This window comes from Streptomyces sp. NPDC001530 (assembly GCF_042894545.1).
Taxonomy (GTDB): Bacteria; Actinomycetota; Actinomycetes; order Streptomycetales; family Streptomycetaceae; genus Streptomyces.
On record NZ_JBIAVS010000007.1, the window covers coordinates 192,149 to 214,232 of the forward strand.

The 22,084-nt window shown below is 70.0% G+C and carries 20 protein-coding genes and 1 tRNA gene; 12 read left to right on the forward strand and 9 right to left on the reverse strand.

Annotated elements, in window-relative coordinates:
• Positions 1 to 17: 17 nt before the first annotated feature.
• Complete coding sequence (locus tag ACFY0T_RS15945) at positions 18 to 1,604, reverse strand: beta-N-acetylhexosaminidase (RefSeq protein WP_388869846.1); 1,587 nt, start codon at positions 1,602 to 1,604, stop codon at positions 18 to 20.
• Between the two features lie 62 nt (positions 1,605 to 1,666).
• Between ACFY0T_RS15945 and ACFY0T_RS15950 the strand changes: the two genes are divergently transcribed.
• The gene (locus ACFY0T_RS15950; protein WP_388869849.1) at positions 1,667 to 2,551 is read left to right on the forward strand and encodes a DUF4429 domain-containing protein; all 885 of its coding nucleotides are present in this window, start codon (positions 1,667 to 1,669) and stop codon (positions 2,549 to 2,551) included.
• Positions 2,552 to 2,602: 51 nt separating this feature from the next.
• Here the strand turns inward: ACFY0T_RS15950 and ACFY0T_RS15955 are convergent, their stop codons facing one another.
• Positions 2,603 to 4,168 carry a purple acid phosphatase family protein gene (locus ACFY0T_RS15955; protein WP_388870507.1) on the reverse strand — a complete coding sequence of 522 codons (1,566 nt, stop codon included), beginning with the start codon at positions 4,166 to 4,168 and terminating at the stop codon, positions 2,603 to 2,605.
• Between the two features lie 164 nt (positions 4,169 to 4,332).
• Here ACFY0T_RS15955 and ACFY0T_RS15960 point away from each other — a divergent pair, with 164 nt between their 5' ends.
• Together ACFY0T_RS15960 and glmS are read left to right on the forward strand one after the other, a co-directional pair.
• Positions 4,333 to 4,590 (forward strand): hypothetical protein, encoded by a 258-nt coding sequence (locus ACFY0T_RS15960; RefSeq protein WP_388869852.1) that lies wholly within the window; start codon positions 4,333 to 4,335, stop codon positions 4,588 to 4,590.
• Positions 4,591 to 4,653: 63 nt separating this feature from the next.
• Positions 4,654 to 6,471, forward strand: coding sequence for a glutamine--fructose-6-phosphate transaminase (isomerizing) (gene glmS / locus ACFY0T_RS15965; RefSeq protein WP_388869855.1), 1,818 nt, complete (start codon positions 4,654 to 4,656; stop codon positions 6,469 to 6,471).
• 178 nt (positions 6,472 to 6,649) lie between these two features.
• Here the strand turns inward: glmS and ACFY0T_RS15970 are convergent, their stop codons facing one another.
• Positions 6,650 to 7,219, reverse strand: a complete 570-nt coding sequence (locus tag ACFY0T_RS15970; protein ID WP_388869858.1) for a GPR1/FUN34/YaaH family transporter — start codon at positions 7,217 to 7,219, stop codon at positions 6,650 to 6,652.
• Positions 7,220 to 7,565: 346 nt separating this feature from the next.
• Complete coding sequence (locus ACFY0T_RS15975; protein ID WP_054232865.1) at positions 7,566 to 8,093, reverse strand: universal stress protein; 528 nt, start codon at positions 8,091 to 8,093, stop codon at positions 7,566 to 7,568.
• Between the two features lie 460 nt (positions 8,094 to 8,553).
• Between ACFY0T_RS15975 and ACFY0T_RS15980 the strand changes: the two genes are divergently transcribed.
• The 4 genes from ACFY0T_RS15980 (at position 8,554) to ACFY0T_RS15995 (ending at position 11,480) form a co-directional block, all read left to right on the forward strand.
• Positions 8,554 to 8,931, forward strand: a complete 378-nt coding sequence (locus ACFY0T_RS15980; protein WP_388870510.1) for a hypothetical protein — start codon at positions 8,554 to 8,556, stop codon at positions 8,929 to 8,931.
• Positions 8,932 to 9,305: 374 nt separating this feature from the next.
• A complete protein-coding gene (locus tag ACFY0T_RS15985; protein WP_388869860.1) occupies positions 9,306 to 10,556 on the forward strand; it encodes a helix-turn-helix domain-containing protein in 1,251 nt (416 codons plus the stop codon).
• Positions 10,557 to 10,698: 142 nt separating this feature from the next.
• On the forward strand, positions 10,699 to 11,301 hold the full coding sequence (gene orn, locus ACFY0T_RS15990) for an oligoribonuclease (protein WP_388869863.1): 603 nt from the start codon (positions 10,699 to 10,701) through the stop codon (positions 11,299 to 11,301).
• 106 nt (positions 11,302 to 11,407) lie between these two features.
• Positions 11,408 to 11,480, forward strand: a tRNA-His gene (locus tag ACFY0T_RS15995).
• A gap of 67 nt (positions 11,481 to 11,547) precedes the next feature.
• Here ACFY0T_RS15995 and ACFY0T_RS16000 read toward each other — a convergent pair.
• Positions 11,548 to 12,375: a serine/threonine protein kinase gene (locus tag ACFY0T_RS16000; protein ID WP_388869866.1), complete on the reverse strand. Its 828-nt coding sequence runs from the start codon at positions 12,373 to 12,375 to the stop codon at positions 11,548 to 11,550.
• 30 nt (positions 12,376 to 12,405) lie between these two features.
• Between ACFY0T_RS16000 and ACFY0T_RS16005 the strand changes: the two genes are divergently transcribed.
• The gene (locus ACFY0T_RS16005; RefSeq protein WP_388869869.1) at positions 12,406 to 12,840 is read left to right on the forward strand and encodes an SMI1/KNR4 family protein; all 435 of its coding nucleotides are present in this window, start codon (positions 12,406 to 12,408) and stop codon (positions 12,838 to 12,840) included.
• A 33-nt stretch (positions 12,841 to 12,873) separates the two neighbouring features.
• On the opposite strand, the gene ACFY0T_RS16010 is transcribed toward ACFY0T_RS16005, so the two are convergent.
• Positions 12,874 to 13,929 (reverse strand): LacI family DNA-binding transcriptional regulator, encoded by a 1,056-nt coding sequence (locus ACFY0T_RS16010; RefSeq protein ID WP_388869872.1) that lies wholly within the window; start codon positions 13,927 to 13,929, stop codon positions 12,874 to 12,876.
• Positions 13,930 to 14,375: 446 nt separating this feature from the next.
• On the opposite strand from ACFY0T_RS16010, the gene ACFY0T_RS16015 reads away from it, so the two are divergent.
• The 4 genes from ACFY0T_RS16015 (at position 14,376) to ACFY0T_RS16030 (ending at position 19,175) form a co-directional block, all read left to right on the forward strand.
• Entirely contained in the window at positions 14,376 to 15,698 is a 1,323-nt protein-coding gene (locus ACFY0T_RS16015) for an ABC transporter substrate-binding protein (protein WP_388869875.1), read from the forward strand.
• Positions 15,695 to 16,723 carry a carbohydrate ABC transporter permease gene (locus tag ACFY0T_RS16020; RefSeq protein ID WP_388869878.1) on the forward strand — a complete coding sequence of 343 codons (1,029 nt, stop codon included), beginning with the start codon at positions 15,695 to 15,697 and terminating at the stop codon, positions 16,721 to 16,723. The genes ACFY0T_RS16015 and ACFY0T_RS16020 overlap by 4 nt, the downstream gene beginning before the upstream one ends.
• Positions 16,720 to 17,628 carry a carbohydrate ABC transporter permease gene (locus ACFY0T_RS16025; RefSeq protein ID WP_388869880.1) on the forward strand — a complete coding sequence of 303 codons (909 nt, stop codon included), beginning with the start codon at positions 16,720 to 16,722 and terminating at the stop codon, positions 17,626 to 17,628. Before ACFY0T_RS16020 ends, ACFY0T_RS16025 begins: the two co-directional genes overlap by 4 nt.
• 116 nt (positions 17,629 to 17,744) lie before the next feature.
• The gene (locus ACFY0T_RS16030; RefSeq protein WP_388869882.1) at positions 17,745 to 19,175 is read left to right on the forward strand and encodes a GH1 family beta-glucosidase; all 1,431 of its coding nucleotides are present in this window, start codon (positions 17,745 to 17,747) and stop codon (positions 19,173 to 19,175) included.
• A gap of 248 nt (positions 19,176 to 19,423) precedes the next feature.
• Here the strand turns inward: ACFY0T_RS16030 and ACFY0T_RS16035 are convergent, their stop codons facing one another.
• The 3 genes from ACFY0T_RS16035 to ACFY0T_RS16045 form a co-directional block, all read right to left on the reverse strand.
• Positions 19,424 to 20,377 carry a CU044_5270 family protein gene (locus tag ACFY0T_RS16035; RefSeq protein ID WP_388869885.1) on the reverse strand — a complete coding sequence of 318 codons (954 nt, stop codon included), beginning with the start codon at positions 20,375 to 20,377 and terminating at the stop codon, positions 19,424 to 19,426.
• On the reverse strand, positions 20,374 to 21,177 hold the full coding sequence (locus tag ACFY0T_RS16040; RefSeq protein ID WP_388869888.1) for an RNA polymerase sigma factor: 804 nt from the start codon (positions 21,175 to 21,177) through the stop codon (positions 20,374 to 20,376). The genes ACFY0T_RS16035 and ACFY0T_RS16040 overlap by 4 nt, the downstream gene beginning before the upstream one ends.
• Positions 21,178 to 21,321: 144 nt before the next feature.
• Positions 21,322 to 21,972, reverse strand: coding sequence for a TetR/AcrR family transcriptional regulator (locus ACFY0T_RS16045; RefSeq protein WP_388869890.1), 651 nt, complete (start codon positions 21,970 to 21,972; stop codon positions 21,322 to 21,324).
• Positions 21,973 to 22,084 lie beyond the last annotated feature (112 nt).

The following is a 22,084-nucleotide window of genomic DNA, read 5'->3' on the forward strand; positions in this document are numbered from 1 at the left end:
AGCCCCACCTTTCGTACCTAGGCGCTCGGCCAGGGCACTTGGGGCGACCGGTAGTAGCCGATCCCCAGCGCGTCCCAGCGCGGCCCCTGCGCCGCGAGCCGCACCTTGTACGTGTCCCAGTCGTGCGTCGACGCCGGTGACCAGCCCAGCTCGGCGGCTCCGGGCAGCCGCGGGAACGCCATGTAGTCGATGTGGGCGGAGTTCAGGATCGTCTCCGTCCACAGGGGCGCCTCCACTCCCCGGACGGCCGAACTCGGCGCTCCCGGAAGGTAGGTGCCCGGATCCCAGTCGTACGACCGCTTCACCTCGACCAGGCCAGCCCAGTCGAGCCCCAGCGGGGTGTCGGCGGTGTACTTCATGTCGAGGTAGATCCGGTCGGCCGGCGACAGCACCAGCCCCGTCCCGTTCTGCGCGGCCTTGGCGACCTGCGCCTTCTCCTCGGCACTGGTGTCGTCGAGCCCCCAGTACTGCGCGATCGCGCCCTTCGCCGGAGTGGCCCCGGTCAGCTGATGCCAGCCGATCACCGTCTTGCCGTACTTGGCGACGACGGGCTGCACCTTGTCCATGAAGGTCACATAGTCGGCGTGACTGGTGGAGTGGGCCTCGTCGCCACCTATGTGGAGGTAGCGGCCCGGTGTGATCGCGGCCAGCTCCCGGATGACGTCGTCCACGAAGTCGTACGTCACGGGCTTGCCCACGCACAGCGAGCTGAAGCCGACGTCCGTGCCGGTGTAGAGCGGCGGCGCGACCCCGTCGCAGTTCAGTTCGGCGTACGAGGCGAGCGCGGCGTTGGTGTGCCCCGGCATGTCGATCTCCGGGACGACCTCCAGATAGCGCGAGGCGGCGTACTGGACGATCTCCTTGTACTGGGCCTTGGTGTAGTAGCCGCCCTGCCCGCCGCCGACCTGTGTGGAGCCGCCGTACGGGGCGAGGCGTGGCCAGGAGTCGATCGCGATGCGCCAGCCCTGGTCGTCGCTCAGGTGCAGATGCAGCTTGTTGACCTTATAGAGGGCCAACTCGTCGATGTAACGCTTGACTTGGCCGACGGTGAAGAAGTGGCGGGAGACGTCGAGCATCGCGCCGCGGTAGCCGTAGCGCGGGGTGTCCTTGATGGTGCCGCCCGCGACCAGCCAGGGTCCGGGCTGTACGGAGTTCTTCTCGACGGAGGGAGGGAGGAGCTGGCGCAGGGTCTGGACGCCGTGGAAGAGCCCGGCGGGCCGGCCGGCCGTGATGGTGACGCCGTCCCGGCCGCTGTCGAGACGGTACCCCTCGTCGCCCAACCACTTGGCGCCGAGCCGGAGTTGAATCGATCCGCCGCCCTGCGATGTGACCGGCAGCCGGTAGCCGGTGGAGGGCCGCAGGATGTCCGCGAGGTACTCGCCGACCCGGCGGGCCTCGCGCGAGTCGTCGACACGGATGCGGGCGTCACTGGTGATGCGGTATGGGGATCCGCTCGCGTGGACCGCGGCGGGGGCCGGGACCACCTGCCCCAGAGGGGTCGCGGTTCGGTCGGCCGCGGAGGGTGCCGCGCCGACGACAGAGATACCGGCAGCCGCCACGAGCAGCAGCGTACCGAGAAGACGGGGCGTTCTGTGCTGTCTCACATGCGCTCCCTTCGAATGGGTATAGACCACTCTCCCGCAGACCCGGTGAAACAATCCCCCTCATGGCGGAAATCATCCAGAGAGACGGCACGTGGACCTTCGACGGCGACGCACTGCGGCTGACACCGGGACGCGACAAGAACGTCAGCCTGCTCCGCAAGACCCTGGGTGAACTGACCGTCCCGCTCGGTGCGTTGGCGGGTGTCTCCTTCGAGCAGGGCAAGAAGACCGGGCGGCTCAGGCTCAGGCTGCGCGACGGCGCCGACCCGCTGCTCCAGGCGACCGGCGGCAAGCTCGCCGAGCCGAACGACCCCTACCAGCTCACCGTCGACTCCGACCGCTACGGCGTCGCCGAGTACATCGTGGACGAGGTCCGGGGCGCGCTGCTCCTGGACCAGGTGCCGTCCGATCCCGTCGACGGCTACCTCCTCCCCGGCCCCTCCGTGCCGCTGTCCGCCTCGGCCGGTGACGGCACGGCGAGCTTCGACGGCGAGCACGTACGCCTGGAGTGGAACTGGAAGACGGAGGACGCGAAGTCCGCCGCGGGCACCCGCACGCTCGCCCTGACCGACATCACGGCCGTCGAGTGGCATCCCGCGGTCGGCCTGGAGAACGGCTGCCTGCGCTTCACCGTGCGCGGCGCGGAGACCAAGGCTCCGCCGAAGTACGACCCCAACTCCGTCGAGCTGTGGGGCTTCAAGAAGGACCCGCTGATGGCGCTGGTCGCGGCGGCGGTACAGGCCCGGCTGCCGCACCCGACGGCACCGGCCGTCGCCGACCTACCGCGTCAGGCACTCCCCTCCGCCCCCGCCCCCGAGCAAGTCGCCGAGGCCGACCACGACGCCCTGCTGCGCCGCCTGCGCGAGCTCGGCGAGCTGCACAAGGAGGGCGTCCTGACGGACGAGGAGTTCACGCTGGCCAAGCAGGCGGTCCTCAAGAGGATGTGAGGACCGCCCGCCGGGCGTCGTACGCCCCGCCTTCCGGGCGTACGGGTGGGCCTACTTGGCCCGACGCGCCACCGTGAAGTGGTCGACCTCTTCACCGGTCTCGGCGATGCCGCGCACCTTCAGCGTGGCCAGGTGCCCCTTCGGCGCCGGGGTGACGTCCACGCGCAGGAACGAGTAGTTGAGGTACCGCACCCGCGACCAGGCGACCGTCTCGTTCTGCTTGCCGTCCTTCAGGTTGATGAAGGAGGCGACGGAGTCGACCTCGTTCTCGTGACCCTCGTACGACTGCGGGGCGCTGAACGCGTACAGGCTGCGCCCGGCCGCACCCGCCGTCACGTACACGACACCGTCGGTCTCCGGGTACGCCGTGCCGCCGATCGGCAGCTTCTTGGTGACCGCGTTGCCCTTGATGACGTCGGTGCGCTCGTACTGGTGGTTGTGGCCGTTGATCACCAGGTCAACCGTGTACTTCTCGAACAGCGGCACCCACTCCTGGCGCACGCCCCCCTCCGAGGCGTGCGCGGTGGAGGTGCAGTACGCGCAGTGGTGGAAGAAGATCACGACGAAGTCGACGTCCTTGGACGCGCGGAACTTCTTGAGCTGCGCCTCCAGCCACTTGGTCTGGGTCCCACCGGAGATGCCGAGGTTGGCCGGGATCTCGAAGGACACGTCGTTGGCGTCCAGCGAGATGATCGCCGTGTTGCCGTAGACGAAGGAGTACACGCCCGGGAGGTTCTTCGGGTCCGGGCCGTTGTCCGGGAGGTTCCAGCGGGCCTCTTCGCCGCCGTAGCCGTTGGGCGCGTACCAGGCCTCCATGTCGTGGTTGCCGTACGCCGGCATCCACGGGACCTGCTTGGCGACCGTCTCGGTCTGGGCGAGGAACTGGTCCCAGATGCGCGAGTCGAAGCCGGTGTCCTCCTTCTTGCCCGCGCCGGACGGGTCCGCGTACGCGATGTCGCCGGCGTGCAGGTGGAAGGCCGGGTTTTGGCCGAGCAGCAGGGCGTCGTTGGCGAGGCCGTGGTAGCCGACCCCCTCGTCGCCGAAGGCGGTGAAGGTGAACGGCTTGGCGCTCGCGGGCGCCGTGGTGAAGGTGCCGAGCGTGCCCAGCAGGTGGGGCTCGGCCGGGTCGAAGCCCGCGTGGCCGACGCCGTAGTAGTACGTCCTGCCGGGGCGCAGGTGGGTGAGCTTGGCGTGCAGGTAGTACTGCGTGTGGTCGCCGCTCGCGCCGACGCCGGCCGGGGTGTACAGGGTGCGCACCTCGGCCTCGATCTTGCGGGAGAGGTCCCAGGGGTGGGCGCCGATGCGTATGTGCGGCTTCTTCACCGCGGCCGGAACCTGCCAGGAGACCGTGATCTCCGTGCGCGGGTCGTTGCCGTAGGCGAGGTGACGGCCGAAGGGGGCGACGAGCGCGCCGTCGACCGTCTCGGTGCCGGCGGCCGTCCGCTGCGTCGGAACCGCGGCCTGCGCGACGGCGCCCGGTACGAAGGCGCCGCCCGCGACGGCGCCGAGGGTCACGGCGCCGCCTCTGATCATGTTGCGCCGCGAGAACTTGGCGCGAAGATACTCGTGCTGCTCGGCCATGCTCATCCGCTCGGCGAGCTGCTCCGGTACGCCCATGCGTGGAATGTCCATGGCCACAGAAGTTGCTCCCGGCAATCGACGCGGCGCAAGACACAGGATGGACAGCTTCGGAACAGCCCCCCATAAGAGTTTCAACAGGCATCTGCCCGATATCGGGCACGATTCTTGCGAATCGGCTCCTCTTACCTCAGGATCAACGGGTGCACGACGAACTTGTTGATCATCTGACGCGGTCCACGCCCCTGAACCGGGGCGAGGCGCTGCGGGTGATCCAGGACGTGCTCGCCTACTTCGACGAGACGACCGAGGACTACGTGCGTCGCCGCCATCGCGAGCTCCAGGGCCAGGGCCTGGTGAACGCGGCGATCTTCGAACGGATCGAGGCGGACCTGAAGTACCGCGCGGTCGCGCCGCCGGAGCTCACGCTCAGGCAGTTGCGCCGCATCGTCTACGGCTGACCGGCTCGGCTACGACCGACACCGGGCGAGCACTCATCAATAGAGGGGACAGAAGGACCGTATATGTGCGGAATCGTGGGATATATCGGAAAGCGTGATGTGGCGCCGCTGCTGCTGGAGGGCCTGCAGCGCCTGGAGTACCGCGGCTACGACTCGGCGGGCATCGTCGTCACGACCCCCAAGTCGGCCGGCCTGAAGATGGTCAAGGCCAAGGGCCGGGTCCGTGACCTGGAGGCCAAGGTCCCCGCGCGCTTCAAGGGCACCACCGGTATCGCCCACACCCGCTGGGCCACCCACGGCGCCCCCTCCGACGTGAACGCCCACCCGCACATGTCGGCCGACAACAAGGTCGCGGTCGTCCACAACGGCATCATCGACAACGCCGCCGACCTGCGGAAGAAGCTCGAGGCCGACGGCATCGAGTTCCTCTCCGAGACCGACACCGAGGTCCTCACCCACCTCATCGCCCGCTCCCAGGCCGAGAAGCTCGAGGACAAGGTCCGCGACGCGCTGCGCCTGGTCGAGGGCACGTACGGCATCGCCGTCCTGCACGCCGACTTCTCCGACCGCATCGTGGTGGCCCGCAACGGCTCCCCGGTCGTCCTCGGCATCGGTGAGAAGGAGATGTTCGTCGCCTCCGACGTCGCCGCCCTGGTCACCCACACCCGGCAGATCGTGACCCTCGACGACGGCGAGATGGCCACCCTCAAGGCCGACGACTTCCGCACGTACACCACCGAGGGCACCCGTACGACGGCCGAGCCGACCACCGTGGAGTGGGAGGCCGAGTCGTACGACATGGGCGGCCACGACACGTACATGCACAAGGAGATCCACGAGCAGCCCGACGCCGTGGACCGCGTGCTGCGCGGCCGCATCGACGACCGGTTCTCCACCGTGCACCTCGGTGGCCTGAACCTGGACGCCCGCGACGCGCGTGCCGTGCGCCGCGTGAAGATCCTCGGCTGCGGCACCTCGTACCACGCGGGCATGATCGGCGCCCAGATGATCGAGGAGCTGGCCCGCATCCCCGCGGACGCCGAGCCCGCCTCCGAGTTCCGCTACCGCAACGCGGTCGTCGACCCCGACACGCTGTACGTGGCCGTCTCCCAGTCCGGTGAGACGTACGACGTCCTCGCGGCCGTCCAGGAGCTGAAGCGCAAGGGCGCGCGGGTGCTGGGCGTGGTGAACGTGGTGGGCAGCGCCATCGCCCGCGAGGCGGACGGCGGCATGTACGTGCACGCGGGCCCGGAGGTCTGCGTCGTCTCCACCAAGTGCTTCACCAACACCACCGTCGCCTTCGCACTGCTCGCGCTGCACCTCGGCCGCACCCGCGACCTCTCGGTCCGCGACGGCAAGCGGATCATCGAGGGCCTGCGCAAGCTGCCCGCGCAGATCTCCGAGATCCTGAAGCAGGAGGACGAGATCAAGAAGCTGGCCGAGCAGTACGCCGAGGCCCGCTCCATGCTCTTCATCGGCCGCGTACGGGGCTACCCGGTGGCCCGTGAGGCCTCCCTGAAGCTCAAGGAGGTCTCGTACATCCACGCCGAGGCCTACCCCGCCTCCGAGCTCAAGCACGGCCCGCTGGCACTCATCGAGCCCGCGCTCCCCACGGTCGCGATCGTCCCTGACGACGACCTGCTGGAGAAGAACCGCGCCGCCCTGGAGGAGATCAAGGCCCGCAGCGGCAAGATCCTCGCGGTCGCGCACCAGGAGCAGGAGAAGGCCGACCAGACGATCGTCGTCCCGAAGAACGAGGACGAGCTGGACCCGATCCTGATGGGCATCCCGCTGCAACTCCTCGCCTACCACACGGCGTTGGCACTCGGCCGGGACATCGACAAGCCCAGGAACCTCGCCAAGTCGGTCACCGTGGAATAAGAATCCACAAGACCACCGAAGCGATAATTGAGGAACCCCCGCGGCGAGCAACCAGGTCCGCGAGAGCGGCGCCGGTTTAGGCGCTAAAACCTGAACGATCCCTTGCGCGTGCCACCTTCGCGCAAGGGATCGTTCTTTCAGGGGCCGGAGCCGCCCAATACTCCGGCCCGCGCCAGTCTCAGCCGGTGGCCGTCACCCCCCGGCCGGCGGCGCGTCCAGGCAGTGCGGTGGGCCACTTGGCGAGCGCCGCCGTCGCCGCGTACCAGGCCACGGCACCCGCGGCGACCGCGAACCAGCCGCCGATCTTGGCGAGGCCGTCGTTGTCCGCGAAGCGGGCGATCGCAAGGAGCAGCAGCGAGACGAAGAACAGCCCGTACGTCCCCTGGTCGAGGACGCCGCCGCCCGCCGCCCCGAGCGTCAGGCTCAGCGCGACCAGGGCGAACAGCAGCAGGAACAGGCCTGCGGCGTTGTCGGACATCTGGTTGCCGGACGTGACTGCCCAGGTGAACCACAGCGCACCGACTCCGGAGAAGGCCGTGCCGGTGGCCGCGTCGCGGTCGCGGAACGCGAACAGGCCCGCGACGAAGAGCGCGACGCCGCCGACGTAGTGTGCCAGTGACACGGCGTCGGCTGCCGAAACGCCGTCGATCACATCGGTGTACCCGAGGCCGAAGGCCAACAGGGTGATTCCGAGGGCGAGATGGCCGAGGGTCGTTGTGGTGCTTCCCGCGGAGACGTCATTGTCCACGGCGGGCTCCCTTCGTGTGCATGTGCAGTTGTGCTGCGTGGTACCGGCCGTGCGGTTGGTCCGGCGACCGGTATGTACCCTTCACAAGGGCACAAACCACCTCTACGCGCGAGTAGATTTACGCCGCGGAGAAAGGGAGTTGACCGTGCCCACGGCTCATCTCACCTGGGACAACAGCGAGTTACGGAATGGCAACGCCTCAGGAACGTCCGGCCGCATGGATCAACTCACGACTAGACAGCGCGAATCACGGGAAGACGGTGCGGATCGGGGCGTGACCGCGTAGATCACGGGAGGCAGTGCAGATCGCGGCGTGACCGCGCGGATCACGGCATGACCGTACGGATCACGGGATGACGATCACCGGGCGCTGCGCGCGCTTGGCGAGCCGCCCCGCGACCGAGCCGAAGATGCGCCCGACGATGCCGTGCGTGGAGCCGACGACGATCGCGTCCGCCTCGTACTCCCGCCCCACCTCTTCGAGTTCGTGGCAGATGTCACCGCCGCGCTCGACGAGGATCCACGGCACTTCGGCGAGATATTCGGCACAGGCGAGTTCCAGCCCGAGTACCTCGGTGCGGTGGTCCGGTACGTCGACGAAGACCGGTGGCTCGCAGCCCGCCCACACCGTGGTGGGCAGCCGGTTGGCGACATGCACGATGATCAGGCCCGAGCCGGAGCGGTGGGCCATACCGATCGCGTAGGCGAGGGCGCGCTCGCTGGACGTCGAGCCGTCGAAACCGACGACGACGCCGTGCTTGAAGGCGGGATCGCAGGACTGGCGGGGTTCTTCCGCCGCCAGGGGCTCGGCCGCCGTGGGATCGGCGAGCGGGCGCTTGCGGTCCGCGGGATCGAAGAATTCGTGACCGGCCATGGGTATCTCGGCGTTTGGATCCTCGTGGTGGGGACGACAACGATCGGCAGAGCTGTGTCCGGGAATCATCTTCCCAACCCCATACCCCCAAGGGTACGGCGGCACGCCTCCTCTGCCCAGATCCCGCGCGCGCTACGCGGCGTTCCCCGGAGCATGCATGAGAGGCGCCCGTAACGCAATGGCCGCTGCCCCGTACAGGCGGTTTGCACAGGGTTCACCCAGGGGCCCGGAGTTTCCTCGCCGTACACCGCCGGCCAGGCAGTGACCGGCCGGTCGAACACGCGTTGAACCGGTCAGCCACCGCCATGGAGAGCATGGAGAGCACAGGAGTACTAGGGAGCAGACCGTGCCCGGACCCGAGACCGCGCCCCGCCCCTCCCCCGCGTCCCAGCACTCCCCCGAGTCCCAGCACTCCCCCGCGGCATGCCCCTCGCCCTCGGCACGCCCCGCGTCGCCACCCGTGCCGGACACCGCGAGCGCCGTGGTCCGCTGGGCGGCCTTCAGCTGCGTCCTGGTCCCGGTGGTCCTCGTCTGGTACGGCACCTCGCTCGCCGGCGCGGCAGGTACGGCCCTGGGCCTGGCGGCCGTGACCGGGGTCTGCCGGGTGCTGCTGCGGCAGTCCGAGCGGGGCGCGGCGCTGCTGCGGGCCGAGGAGCAGGGCGCGGGGGGACCGCGCGCCGAGGAGCGGGCCCCGCACCGCGGCCGGCACGGCAGGAGCTGGCCACAGGACCTGTCCGGAGTCATCGGTTCACGCATCGCGACCGGCGCGCCCGGCAGAAGTAACGCGAGGGCCCACAGGGGCGGTCGGCACGGTGGGGGAAACAAGCCGGTCGACTGACCGGTTTGCGCGCACGCCCCCGCTTCTTTTCAGCCAACTTCTGCAGAGCGCGCATCCCCAGGTCGAACGACCCTCCAACCCCCGTTCGACCTGCGCTGAAAGGGCCACAGAGGGCTCGCGCACCCTACGTGGATTGGCCACTGCCACGAGGCGCACTTCCCTGCACGGCCCACGAGTGCAACGCTTCGTGATCGAATGCTTCACGCCAAGTTGCCATGTCGACATTCTGCCGAGTGCCGAACTGGTCACCTTGGCGTCACGAGACACAGTAGATTCGATCTTGTCTTACGGCGGGGGACTCGTGCAGGACCGAGGGGAAACGTGCAGGAGCGACACAACCGAGGAGCCGCGACCACCGAGGGGGGCTTAGCAGTATGAGCCACGACTCCACTGCCGCGCCGGAAGCCGCGGCCCGGAAGCTTTCCGGGCGACGCCGCAAGGAGATCGTCGCGGTGCTGCTGTTCAGCGGCGGCCCCATCTTCGAGAGTTCCATACCGCTGTCGGTGTTCGGGATTGACCGCCAGGACGCCGGCGTGCCGCGCTACCGCCTCCTGGTGTGCGCGGGCGAAGAAGGCCCACTGCGGACCACAGGGGGCCTGGAACTCACCGCACCACATGGCCTGGAAGCGATCTCCAGGGCAGGCACGGTGGTCGTGCCCGCCTGGCGGTCGATCACCTCGCCACCACCGGAGGAAGCGCTCGACGCACTGCGCCGGGCGCACGAGGAGGGCGCCCGCATCGTCGGGCTGTGCACCGGCGCCTTCGTGCTGGCGGCGGCAGGCCTGCTGGACGGACGGCCGGCGACGACCCACTGGATGTACGCACCGACGCTGGCCAAGCGCTATCCGTCGGTGCATGTGGATCCACGAGAACTCTTCGTGGACGACGGAGACGTCCTGACGTCGGCGGGTACGGCGGCCGGAATCGACCTCTGCCTCCACATCGTGCGGACGGACCACGGCAACGAAGCGGCCGGTGCGCTGGCCCGCAGGCTCGTGGTCCCGCCGCGCCGGAGCGGCGGTCAGGAGCGCTACCTCGATCGGTCTTTACCGGAGGAGATCGGCGCCGACCCCCTCGCGGAGGTCGTCGCCTGGGCGCTGGAGCATCTCCACGAGCAGTTCGACGTCGAGACGCTGGCGGCACGCGCGTACATGAGCCGCCGCACCTTCGACCGCCGATTCCGCTCCCTCACCGGGAGCGCTCCCCTGCAGTGGCTGATCACTCAGCGCGTCCTGCAGGCGCAGCGCCTCCTGGAGACTTCCGACTACTCGGTCGACGAGGTCGCGGGCCGCTGCGGCTTCCGCTCGCCGGTCGCGCTGCGGGGACACTTCCGGCGCCAGCTCGGATCGTCCCCGGCCGCGTACCGGGCGGCGTACCGCGCCCGCAGGCCGCAGTCCGAGCGCTCGCCGGAGGCAGACGGCTCCACCGGGCCGGCCGGACCGCCACCGGCGCTGCCCCAGGAGAGCCCGGTTCCGATGCAGACCCGCCGCACGGCGGCGGCCAGCACCGTGGGCCCGACCGCGTCCTCCGCGTCCCTCTCGACGGACCACCCGGGCAAGCCCGGCCCGCCGGACCTGTACGCGGCAAGCCGCCCGAGCCTGCCGGGGCAGCGGAGCGCGCCGTAGTACGGCCGTAGCACGAGGGGGATGGGGTCCGCGCCGTGGGTGCGGGCCCCTTCTCCTGCGGTGCGGGTTCGCCCGAGGTGCGGGCCCCGCCCGAGCGCACGGGTGGGTCCACCTGGCCGGAGCGGGCCGTAGGGTAAGACATATGAACGATCGCATGGTGTGGATCGACTGCGAGATGACCGGGCTCTCGCTGTCGGACGACGCGCTCATCGAGGTGGCCGCGCTGGTCACCGACTCGGAGCTGAACGTGCTCGGCGAAGGGGTGGACATCGTGATCCGCCCGCCGGACGCGGCGCTGGAGACGATGCCGGACGTGGTGCGCCAGATGCACACGGCCTCCGGCCTCCTCGACGAGCTCGCCGCGGGCACGTCCCTGGCGGACGCCGAGGAGCAGGTCCTCTCCTACGTACGTGAGCACGTCAAGGAACCGGGCAAGGCCCCGCTGTGCGGAAACTCCGTGGGCACGGACCGCGGCTTCCTGCTCCGTGACATGCCCACCGTCGAGGAGTACCTCCACTACCGCATCGTGGACGTCTCCTCCATCAAGGAGCTGGCCCGCCGCTGGTACCCCCGGGCGTACTTCAACAGCCCGGAGAAGAACGGCAACCACCGCGCCCTCGCCGACATCCGCGAATCCATCGCCGAGCTCCGCTACTACCGCGAGGCGATCTTCGTCCCGCAGCCCGGCCCCGACTCGGAGACCGCCCGCACCATCGCGGCGAAGCACGTCCTGCCCGCCGAGTAGCCCTGCGCCGGGGCCCTGCCGGGCCCCCGCAAAAGCCGTGCGCGAGCACCCCTTCGGACCCTGTACACTTTTTCTCGGCCGGTCAGGGAAACCAAGACCGGTCGTGGTGGGTGTAGCTCAGCTGGTAGAGCACCTGGTTGTGGTCCAGGATGTCGCGGGTTCAAGTCCCGTCACTCACCCTTGATGATCAAGGCCCGATCTGCGACAGCAGGTCGGGCCTTGATTCGTTTCGCCGTTTGGGGAACGTCACGCCTGGGGCGGGCTCGCGGCGCGCCAGGCCGTCGCGAAGTGATGGACGTTCTCGAAGCGGTCGGCGGGGTCGGCGCGGGTGGCGCGGACGATCACCGTCTGCTGGGACGGGGTGCCGCGCCAGGCGCGTTCCTCGTCGCCCGCGTCGAGGAGGAGGCGGGCGGTGCGGCCCAGGGTGAAGACGGTCGTGCGGGTGTCGATGACCGCGCCGCGGACGAACTCCTCGGGGGCCATGAAGCGCCGTGAGCCCGGCAGGCGTTCCTCGTCGAGGACGAACGGGCCCGGACGGTATTCGTCGAGGTCGACCAAGTGGATCGCGTCGCGGGCGAAGTCGTACAGGAGCGCGCCGTCGTAGAAGTCGACCGCGACATGGCCGGCGGCCTCCACCGCGAGGTGGGCGTCCAGGATCCGGTCGAAGGCGCGCAGTACGCGGCCCGTCGGCAGGGCGCGGAAGCGGGCCATCGGGCCGTCCGGGCTCGTACGATCGCGGGGGCCGCGCCGGGTGGGGTGGTACAGCACCTCGCCCTCCCGCCAGGGCATCACCACCGCCCAGCCGCCATCCCGTACGGCGATCCGGTGGACCTGCGGGACGATCGCCGAGTGCCGTACGGCCCGGTGGAAGGCCCAGCCGCGCGCGAGCGAGTGGCGCGCGCGATCCGTGACCGCCTCCTTGACGAACCAACGCGCCCCGTCGAGCAGCCGCACCCCGTACGACACGCACTCCGAGTCCTGCTCCCGGAACGCCCTGAACACCTCACCCACCCGGCCCAAGTACGACTCCACGGCGGGCACTTCGTCAACTCCCAGCAAGGGGTGCAGGACCATGTCGCCAGAGTGCCTCACTAGGGTGCTGCCATGTGGAAAGACGCGGCGGGTGAGGTGGCGGCCGAGGCCGAGTTCAGGGATCCCGTCGGGGTGGACGCGCCGGTCGACGCCGAGCGGCGGCTGGGGTGCCGGCTGCCCGCCGAGTTGACCGGGCTGTTCCGGGAGACCGACGGCATCGTGGGCCCGTACGGGATCGATGTCGTCTGGCCGCTGGAGCAGATCGTCGAGCGGAATCTTCTCTTTCGGTCGGACCCGTCGTTCGCCGGGCTGTACATGCCCTTCGAGCCGCTGCTGTTCTTCGGCGACAACGGCGGCGGTGATCAGTTCGCGTTGGTGCGGACTCCCCCGCGCGCGGACATCTTCGTATGGGATCACGAGGACGACAGCCGGCGGTGGGTCGCCCGGGATCTGCGGGACTACCTCGGGCGGGCGCTCACCGGCGGCGGGGACGACTGGTACCGGTAGGCGGACACACGGCGCCTCCCGAGACACGGTGCCTCATGAAGAGGCCCGCACCACCAGCTCCGCGGGCAGCACCAGCTGCCGCTTCTCCAGCCCCCGCGACACCGCCGGGCGGCGGTCCGCGATCTCGTCGAGAAGGAGGTCGATCATCGCGCGGCCCATCTCCTCGATCGGCTGGCGGACGCTGGTCAGCGGCGGGTCCATGTGGCGGGCGATGGCCGAGTCGTCGTAGCCGACGAGTGCCACGTCGTCGGGGATGCGGCGGCCCACCTCGCGCAGGACCTGGCGGGCGCCGGCCGCCATGACGTCGGAGCCGGCGAAGACCGCGTCCAGGGAAGGGCACCGGGCCAGCAGTTCGGTCATCGCCCGGCGGCCGCCCTCCTCCGTGAAGTCGCCGGGGACGATCAGCCGGTCGTCGACCTCGCGGCCCGCGTCGGCCAGCGCCTCGCGGTAGCCGTCGACGCGGCGCTGGGCACCGAAGACGTCGAGGCGGCCGGCGAGGTGGGCGATCGTCCGGCGGCCCTGGGCGATCAGGTGCTCGACGGCCGCGCGGCCCCCGCCGTAGTTGTCGGAGTCCACCGACGGCAGCGTCTCGTCGGCCGAGCGGCGGCCGCTGATCACCGCCGGGATCTCCAGCTGGGAGAGCAGGTCGGGGAGCGGGTCGTCCGCGTGGACGGAGACGAGGAGGACGCCGTCCACCCGGTGCGCCGCCAGGTACTGGGCCAGCCTCCGCCGCTCCCGGTCGCTGCCCGCGAAGATCAGCAGGAGCTGCATCTCGGTGTCGGAGAGCGCCGCGCCCACGCCCCGCAGCATGTCGGAGAAGTAGGGCTCGGCGAAGAAGCGGGTCTCCGGCTCGGGGACGACCAGGGCGATGGCGTCCGTGCGGTTGGCGGCGAGGGCTCGGGCCGCCGTGTTGGGGACGTAGCCGAGTTCCGCGACCGCCGCCTCGACGGCGGCGCGGGTCGCGTCGCTGACCCGTGGGGAGCCGTTGATCACCCGGGACACCGTCCCGCGGCCCACTCCGGCCCGCGCGGCGACCTCCTCAAGGGTCGGCCGCCCCCCGCTCCGGCCCCGTGCTCCGTGGCCTGCCATGGTCCGCCTCCCGTCGACAACGCGTAGACACCGCGTGTGGCCTGGAATCTAACAGTCGTGATCCGGGGGCGTTGCCGGGCTTCCTCGGTCGCGCCCCGGGCTCCTGCCGAGGATCGTTTTCCGCCCCCGCCGCCTCTGCCCTTCCCGTCCCTGGGGCTGCCGCTCCCCGACCCCCGCTGTCGCGCTGACGCGCTCATACTCGAACGCCGGACGGGCCAAATGCCCTTATCTAACAGGCCGATAACTGAACGCATCTCTCCGCGCCCCCACCCTTGACACCCCCGCCCGGACCGACGACTCTTCAACACATCACCTGTGGGAGCGCTCCCACGGTACCTGACACATACACATCCCGCACGTTCCCCGCCCGAGCCGCAGCGAAGAACCAACGGGCCCAACAATGCAGTTGGCCGGGGGGTCGGCACGTCAGGCAACAGGAGGACGCAATGCGCACGAGTACCCGCGGGTCCCGCAGGCTGATGGCCCTCGCGGCCGTCGCCGCGCTGACGACGGGGCTGCTGGCCGGCTGCGCCGAGGACTCGGACGACGGCCACTCGAACTCGGGCGGCGGTGGTGGCGGTGGCAAGACCACGCTGACCATCGGCACCTTCGGGGTCTTCGGCTACAAGCAGGCCGGCCTCTACGACGAGTACATGAAGGAACACCCCGACATCACGATCAAGGAGAACGTCACCACTCGTACCGACGTGTACTGGCCCAAGACGCTGACCCGTCTGCAGGCCGGTTCGGGAACCGACGACATCCAGGCCATCGAGGTCGGCAACATCACCGAGGCGGTCCAGACGCAGGCCGCCAAGTTCGTCGACCTCGGCAAGGACGTCGACAAGTCCCAGTGGCTGGACTGGAAGAACGCCCAGGCCACCACCAAGGACGGCAAGCTGATCGGGCTCGGCACCGACATCGGCCCGATGGCGATCTGCTACCGCAAGGACCTGTTCCAGAAGGCCGGCCTCGAGACGGACCGCACCAAGCTCGCCGAGCAGTGGAAGGGCGACTGGTCCAAGTACGTCGATCTCGGCAAGGAGTACATGAAGAAGGCGCCGAAGGGCACCAAGTACGTGGACTCCGCCTCCTCGGTCTACAACGCGGCGCTCGGCGGTCAGGACGAGCGGTACTACGACAAGGACGGCAACGTCATCTGGGACAAGTCCACGGGCGTGAAGAACGCCTGGGACGCCGCGATGGAGGTCGCGACCAGCAACATGTCGGCGAAGCTGAAGCAGTTCGACCCGACGTGGGACCAGGGCTACGCCAAGGGCACCTTCGCGACGGTGGCCTGCCCGGCGTGGATGATCGGCTACATCGAGCAGAAGTCCGGTGCGTCCGGCAAGGGCAAGTGGGACGTGGCGGCGGCCCCGACCGCGTCCAACTGGGGCGGTTCGTTCGTCGGCGTGCCGACGGCGAGCAAGCACCAGAAGGAGGCCGTCGCGCTGGCGAAGTGGCTGACCGCGCCCGAGCAGCAGGCGAAGGTCTTCGCCAAGCAGGCGAGCTTCCCGTCGACCCCGTCGGCGTACGCGAGCCTGAAGCCGCAGGCCGACACCACCACGTACTTCTCGGACGCGCCGATCACGCAGATCTTCTCCGACTCGGCGAAGACCATCCCGACGCAGTACTTCGGCACGAAGGACCAGCCGATCGGCACGGCCATCACCGACATCGGCATCCTCCAGGTCGAGCAGAAGGGCAAGACCCCTGACCAGGGCTGGAACGCGGCCAAGTCGGAGATCAAGGACGTGCTCGGCCAGTGACCAGCTCCAAGCAGGCTCTCGCGCAGACCGCGCCGAGCGCCGACGCCGCGCCCGGTGACCAGCCGGGCGCGGCCCGCCGCGCTCACGGTCGCGGTACGCCGCCCCCGGGCACGAGCTCCTGGCGCAGCCGGCTGTACCGCTGGGACATGAAGGCGTCGCCGTACGCGTTCATCGCCCCCTTCTTCGTCATCTTCGGGGCCTTCGGGCTCGTGCCGCTGCTGTACACGGCCTGGTACTCGCTGCACAACGTGCAGTTGTCCGGCCTGGACCACCAGACCTGGGCCGGCCTGGACAACTACAAGAACCTGCTGTCCTCGGAGTTCTTCTGGAACGCCCTGGAGAACACCTTCACCATCGGGGTGATCTCGACGGTGCCGCAGCTGCTGATGGCGATCGGGATCGCGCATCTGCTCAACTACCGGCTGCGCGGCTCGACCGTGTGGCGGGTCGTGATGCTCACCCCGTACGCCACCTCGGTGGCGGCGGCCACGCTGGTCTTCACGCTGCTGTACTCGTGGGACGGCGGCCTGATCAACTGGCTGCTCCACTTCGTCGGGATCGACCCCATCAACTGGCGCGAGTCCGACTGGGGCGGGCAGTTCGCCGTCTCCTCGATCGTGATCTGGCGGTGGACCGGCTACAACGCGCTGATCTATCTGGCGGCGATGCAGGCGATCCCCACCGATCTGTACGAGTCGGCCGCGCTCGACGGGGCGGGCCGCTGGCAGCAGTTCCGCCATGTGACGGTCCCGATGCTCCGGCCGACGATCCTGTTCACGGTGGTGGTGTCCACGATCGGCGCGACCCAGCTCTTCGGTGAGCCCCTGCTGTTCGGCGGGGTCAGCGGTTCGAAGGGCGGCTCCGCGCACCAGTACCAGACGCTCGGTCTGTACATGTACGACCAGGGCTGGAGCATCGGCAACCTCGGCAAGGCGTCCGCGATCGCCTGGTCGATGTTCCTGATCCTGCTGATCGTCGCCGCGATCAATCTGCTGATCACCCGACGGCTGAGGAAATCCCAATGACCACAAGTGAACTGACCCTCCCTCAGGCGAAGGAGAAGGGCGCGGGCGGCCGGAGCCCCGGACGCCGCCGTATGCTCGGCGCGGGCAAGCAGCTGCACGCGGGACCGGTCACGTACGTCGTCCTGGCGGTTCTCGCGCTGGTCTCGCTGGCACCGCTGCTGTGGACCGCGATCGCGGCCTCACGCAACGACCAGCGGCTCGCGCAGTCACCGCCGCCGCTGTGGTTCGGCGGGAACCTGTTCAAGAACCTCGAGGCCGCGTGGGACCAGGCCGGGCTCGGCACCGCGATGGTCAACTCCACGATCGTCGCCGGGACCATCACCTTCGGTACGGTCCTGTTCTCCACGCTCGCCGGATTCGCCTTCGCCAAGCTGCGGTTCAGGTTCTCCAGCACCCTGCTGCTGCTGACCATCGGCACGATGATGATCCCGCCGCAGCTGGCCGTCGTACCCCTCTACCTGTGGATGAGCGACCTGGGCTGGTCCAACCAGCTGCAGACGGTCATCCTGCCCACCGTGGTGAGCGCCTTCGGCACGTTCTTCATGCGGCAGTACCTGGTGCAGGCGCTGCCCACCGAGCTGATCGAGGCGGCGAGGGTCGACGGGGCGAGCAGTCTGCGTGTCGTGTGGCATGTCGTCTTCCCGGCGGCACGCCCCGCGATGGCGGTGCTCGGACTGCTGACCTTCGTGATGGCCTGGAACGACTTCCTGTGGCCGATCATCGCGCTCAACCAGCAGAACCCCACTGTCCAGGTCGCCCTGTTCTCCCTCGGCACCGGCTACATCCCCGACCAGTCGGTGATCATGGCGGGCGCGCTGCTCGGCACACTGCCGCTGCTCATCGCCTTCCTCCTGTTCGGCAAGCAGATCGTGGGCGGCATCATGCAGGGCGCGATCAAGGGCTGACCCCTTCTTCTTCAGCTTCTTCAGGGGGCCGGGTCACCGCCGCCTCGGCCCCCTTCCTCCCTCCTTCCCCCTCCTCCAACTCGTCGGTCCCCACGACCCCTTATGGGAGCGCTTCCATGCCTGAGCCCATTACCCCCGTGACCTTTCCTCCCGCCTTCCTCTGGGGCGCGGCGACCTCCGCGTACCAGATCGAGGGGGCGGTGCGGGAGGACGGCCGCACGCCCTCCATCTGGGACACCTTCAGCCATACGCCGGGAAAGACGGCCGGCGGCGAGACCGGTGACATCGCTGTCGACCACTACCACCGCTACCGCGACGACGTGGCGCTGATGGCGGAGCTGGGCCTGACGGCGTACCGCTTCTCGGTCTCCTGGCCGCGCGTGCAGCCGACCGGCCGCGGCCCCGCCGTCCAGCGCGGCCTGGACTTCTACCGCCGCCTGGTCGACGAGCTGCTGGCGCACGGCATCAAGCCCGCCGTCACCCTCTACCACTGGGACCTGCCGCAGGAGCTGGAGGACGCGGGCGGCTGGCCCGAGCGCGACACGGCGCTGCGTTTCGCCGAGTACGCGCGGATCGTCGGCGACGCGCTCGGCGACCGCGTGGAGCAGTGGATCACCCTCAACGAGCCCTGGTGCAGCGCCTTTTTGGGGTACGGCTCCGGGGTGCACGCTCCTGGCCGTACGGACGCGGCGGCGTCGCTGCGTGCGGCCCACCACCTCAACCTCGCCCACGGCCTGGGCACTTCGGCCCTGCGCGCCGCGATGCCCGCCCGCAACACGGTCGCGGTGAGTCTCAACTCCTCGGTGGTCAGGCCGTTTTCGCAGGATCCGGCGGACCTGGCGGCGGTGCGGCGCATCGACGACCTCGCCAACGGCGTCTTCCACGGCCCGATGCTGCACGGCGCGTACCCGCAGACGCTGCTGGCGGCGACGTCCTCGGCCACGGACTGGTCGTACGTTCTCGACGGCGACCTGGCGGCGATCAACCAGCCGCTCGACGCGCTGGGGTTGAACTACTACACGCCGACGCTGGTGTCGGCGGCGCAGGCCGCCGAGGCGGGCCCGCGCGCGGACGGCCATGGCGCGAGCCCGTACTCCCCCTGGCCGGGCGCGGACGACGTCGCCTTCCACCAAACCCCGGGCGAGCGTACGGAGATGGGCTGGACGATCGACCCGACGGGCCTGCACGACCTGATCATGCGCTACTCGAGGGAGGCCCCGGGTCTGCCGCTGTACGTGACGGAGAACGGCGCGGCGTACGACGACAAACCGGACCCGGAGGGCCGCGTCCACGACCCCGAGCGGATCGCGTATCTGCACGGCCACCTGCGCGCGGTCCGCCGCGCCATCGCCGACGGCGCGGACGTCCGCGGCTACTACCTCTGGTCCCTGATGGACAACTTCGAGTGGGCGTACGGCTACGGCAAGCGCTTCGGCGCGGTGTACGTGGACTACGCGACGCAGGCCCGTACGCCGAAGTCGAGCGCCCTCTGGTACGGGCAGGCGGCGCGGACGGGGGCGCTGCCGCCGCTGACGGCCGCCGAGTAGGGCGTCGAGACGACGCCGGCTACGGCGCCGGGTACGACGCAGAGCGAGCCACTGCGCGGGGGAATGGGGGGACGGGGCGCGGCATCTGAGGGGGGTGCCGCGCCCCGACGCCGCCCGGCCCTGTCAGACGGGCTTGAGCGGGTCTCAGTACTCCGGGGGCCTGACGGCTCCACCCGGTGGGCGTGAAAATCGGTGTGCGGCCGCCCGGCGGACGTCGAGGAAACTTGGTGCGATCGGGAGCCCGGGTCTCAGTTGCCCGGTGTCTCACCGACCTTGTCCACGACTCCGGCGCCGAGCAGGGCCACCTCGTCCGAGCCGAGGTAGTTGAGGGACTCCTTGTCGAAGACCCACGTGTCGCGGTCGTCGCCGCCCTTGAAGCTCAGGCCGATCCCCGGGCGGCCGGCGAGGTCCTTGGCGTTCTCGACCACCGAGACGCCCGGGATCTTCGCCGCGGCACGGTAGAGCGCGGCGTCCACCTCGGGTAGGAGTGTCGCGTCGTCGAGCATGTCGCCGATCATCTCCAGCGCCGCGCCCCGGTTGATCGAGTCCTTGTCCTTCGTGTCGTCGTAGACCTTCTTGAGCAGCGCGTCGGGGTCGGTGGGCAGTGCCTGCAGCTCCCGGTACGTGCTGACGTTCGGGTCGGGGGACAGCCTCATGTCCTCCGGGGTGCCCTTCGGGACCCGATGCCCCGGGAGGTTCGGGCCCGACAGCACCGTGATCCGGGCCAGTCCGGGGCGCTTGCCGTTGACGGCGGTCCAGTCCGAGCGGCGGTAGATCTGGGTGCCGCTGTCCTCTACATCCGTGATCTCCAGGGAGCCCTGGGTGCGGATGTAGACGTACTGGTCGTCGCGGACGGTCAAGGACTTCTTCGCGGCGGCGACCGTGGCGATGCGGTTCAGGAGGTCGACCGCCTCCTGATCGGTCGTGGGAGTCTCGGATCCGCCGGTGCCGACGACGACCGCGGCGGCGACCGCGGCGGCTGTGGCAAGGGGTACGGCGATGATGGCGAACCGGCGGCGGGGGGCGAGGTCTCGCGACCCGGGCGCCGTCGCGATCTCCTGGACTTCCTGGACTTCCTGGACTTCCTGGGTGAACTCTCGCATCAGATGGTCCTCCAGCAGGTCATGGCGGTCGCTCGTCAGGACCGGCTCACCCGGGCTCGGCAGCAGCCTGGCCAGTTCTTCGCGCTCTTCGGGGTTCATCGGTGCTTCTCCTGGGTCGACCGGGCCGCTTCGGGGCGGCCACCCGGTACCTGTCCGGTGCGAGGGCGGAGTCTCGGTTTCTCCTGCCTGGGCGAGACATCCGGCGGTCTGGGGGCACTTGGCGATCCCGGGCTCTGCGGTGGCCGCCCGCCGGACGCACGCCGGGCCAACTCCGCCTCCGCCAAGCGCCGCAGGCGTTGCCTGGCCCGGGAGAGCCGCGACCGTACGGTGCTGGCCGGTACGCCGAGGGCCTCGCCCGCGGCCGCGTAACTCAGGCCCGACCAGACGCACAGGGCGAACACCTCGCGCTCGGATCTGCGGAGCCGGCCGAGCACGGTGCGGGCGGCGGCGAGCCGTTCGGCGTGCTCCAGGCGGCCGACGAGTTCGTCTGCGAAGTCGGGCACGGTGTCGTGGTCCGCCGGGCGGTCCGGGAGACGGGCGAGCGCGGCGCCGTGCCGACGGGCGGCTCGGCGGGTGTTGCGCAGGACGTTGGTGGCGATGCCGTAGAGCCAGGGCCGCAGGCCCTCGCCCTCGCCCTCGCCCTCGCCCTCGCCCTCGCCCTCGCCCTCGCCCTCGAGGATGATCCTGGCGTCTCCTTCCAAGGCCGCGGCATCCGGTCTCAGCCTGTCCCGCAGCCGCCACGCCTCCAGGAAGGTCAGGGACACCACATCCTCCGCGGCGCCCCGGTCTCCGGTCAGTCGGGCGGCATGGCTGTACACGGCCCGGGCATGCGCACGGAACAGCTCGGCGAAGGCCTCCGGGTCACCGGCCCGTATCCGGTCGCGTAGGGAAAGTTCCACAACCAGCCCTGTCCGCTCGGCAGTTCTCGTCTCTGTGACGGCGCTCACACCCGTGCGGATTCGGGACGGGGCGCGGCACCTGAGGGGGTGCCGCGCCCCGACGCCGTTCGGCCCTTCAAGGCGATCAGAGCCAGGCGACAGGGCCTAGCGGGTCAGGCCCGCCACGATGTTGGTGAGGGTGCGCTCGACGACCTCGTCGCGCTGGGCGGCGGGGAGCAGGGCGAGGGGGCCGTCGAGGATGAGCAGCGAGAGGCCGTGGACGGTCGACCAGGCGGAGACCTCGGCAGCGGGTCGGTTCTCCGGCCGCATCCGGCCCGTGGCCACGAGCGTGTCGAGGGTGTCCGAGAGTTCCCTGAACGCCGCGAACTCCGGCCCGCCCTCGGGGGCTTCGAGGCCGGTGAAGTCGCTCTCCTCCGCCGCTGACGTACGGCAGAAGGCGGTGCGGTAGAGCCCGGGGTGCTCGATCGCGAAGCGGACGTATCCGCGCCCGATCGCCTCGGCCTTGCGCACGGCCTCCTCGCCCGGGTCGTCGAGTCCGGGAACTGCGCGTACGGCCTCGGCCATGGAGGCGGCAAGCGCCTGCTGCCCGTGGATCTTCACGGCCTCCAGGAGATCGCCCTGGCTGTCGAAGTGGCGGTACGCGGCGGTGGGTGACACGCCGACGCTGCGGGCCGCCTCGCGCAGGACGACCCGCTCGGGGCCGCCTTCGGCCGCGAGTTCGACGGCGGCCTCGATCAGTGCGTTGCGGAGGTCGCCGTGGTGGTAGCGGGGCTTGCCGCCCGTCATCGACTCCATGATCCCCATCCTGCCCGAATCCCGGCCCCGTCGGCCCGGCCCAAGGCCCCCGTCCGGCCCGATCCAGGGCCCCGTCCCGTCTGAGTCCATGACTCCGCCCTGCCTGAGTCCA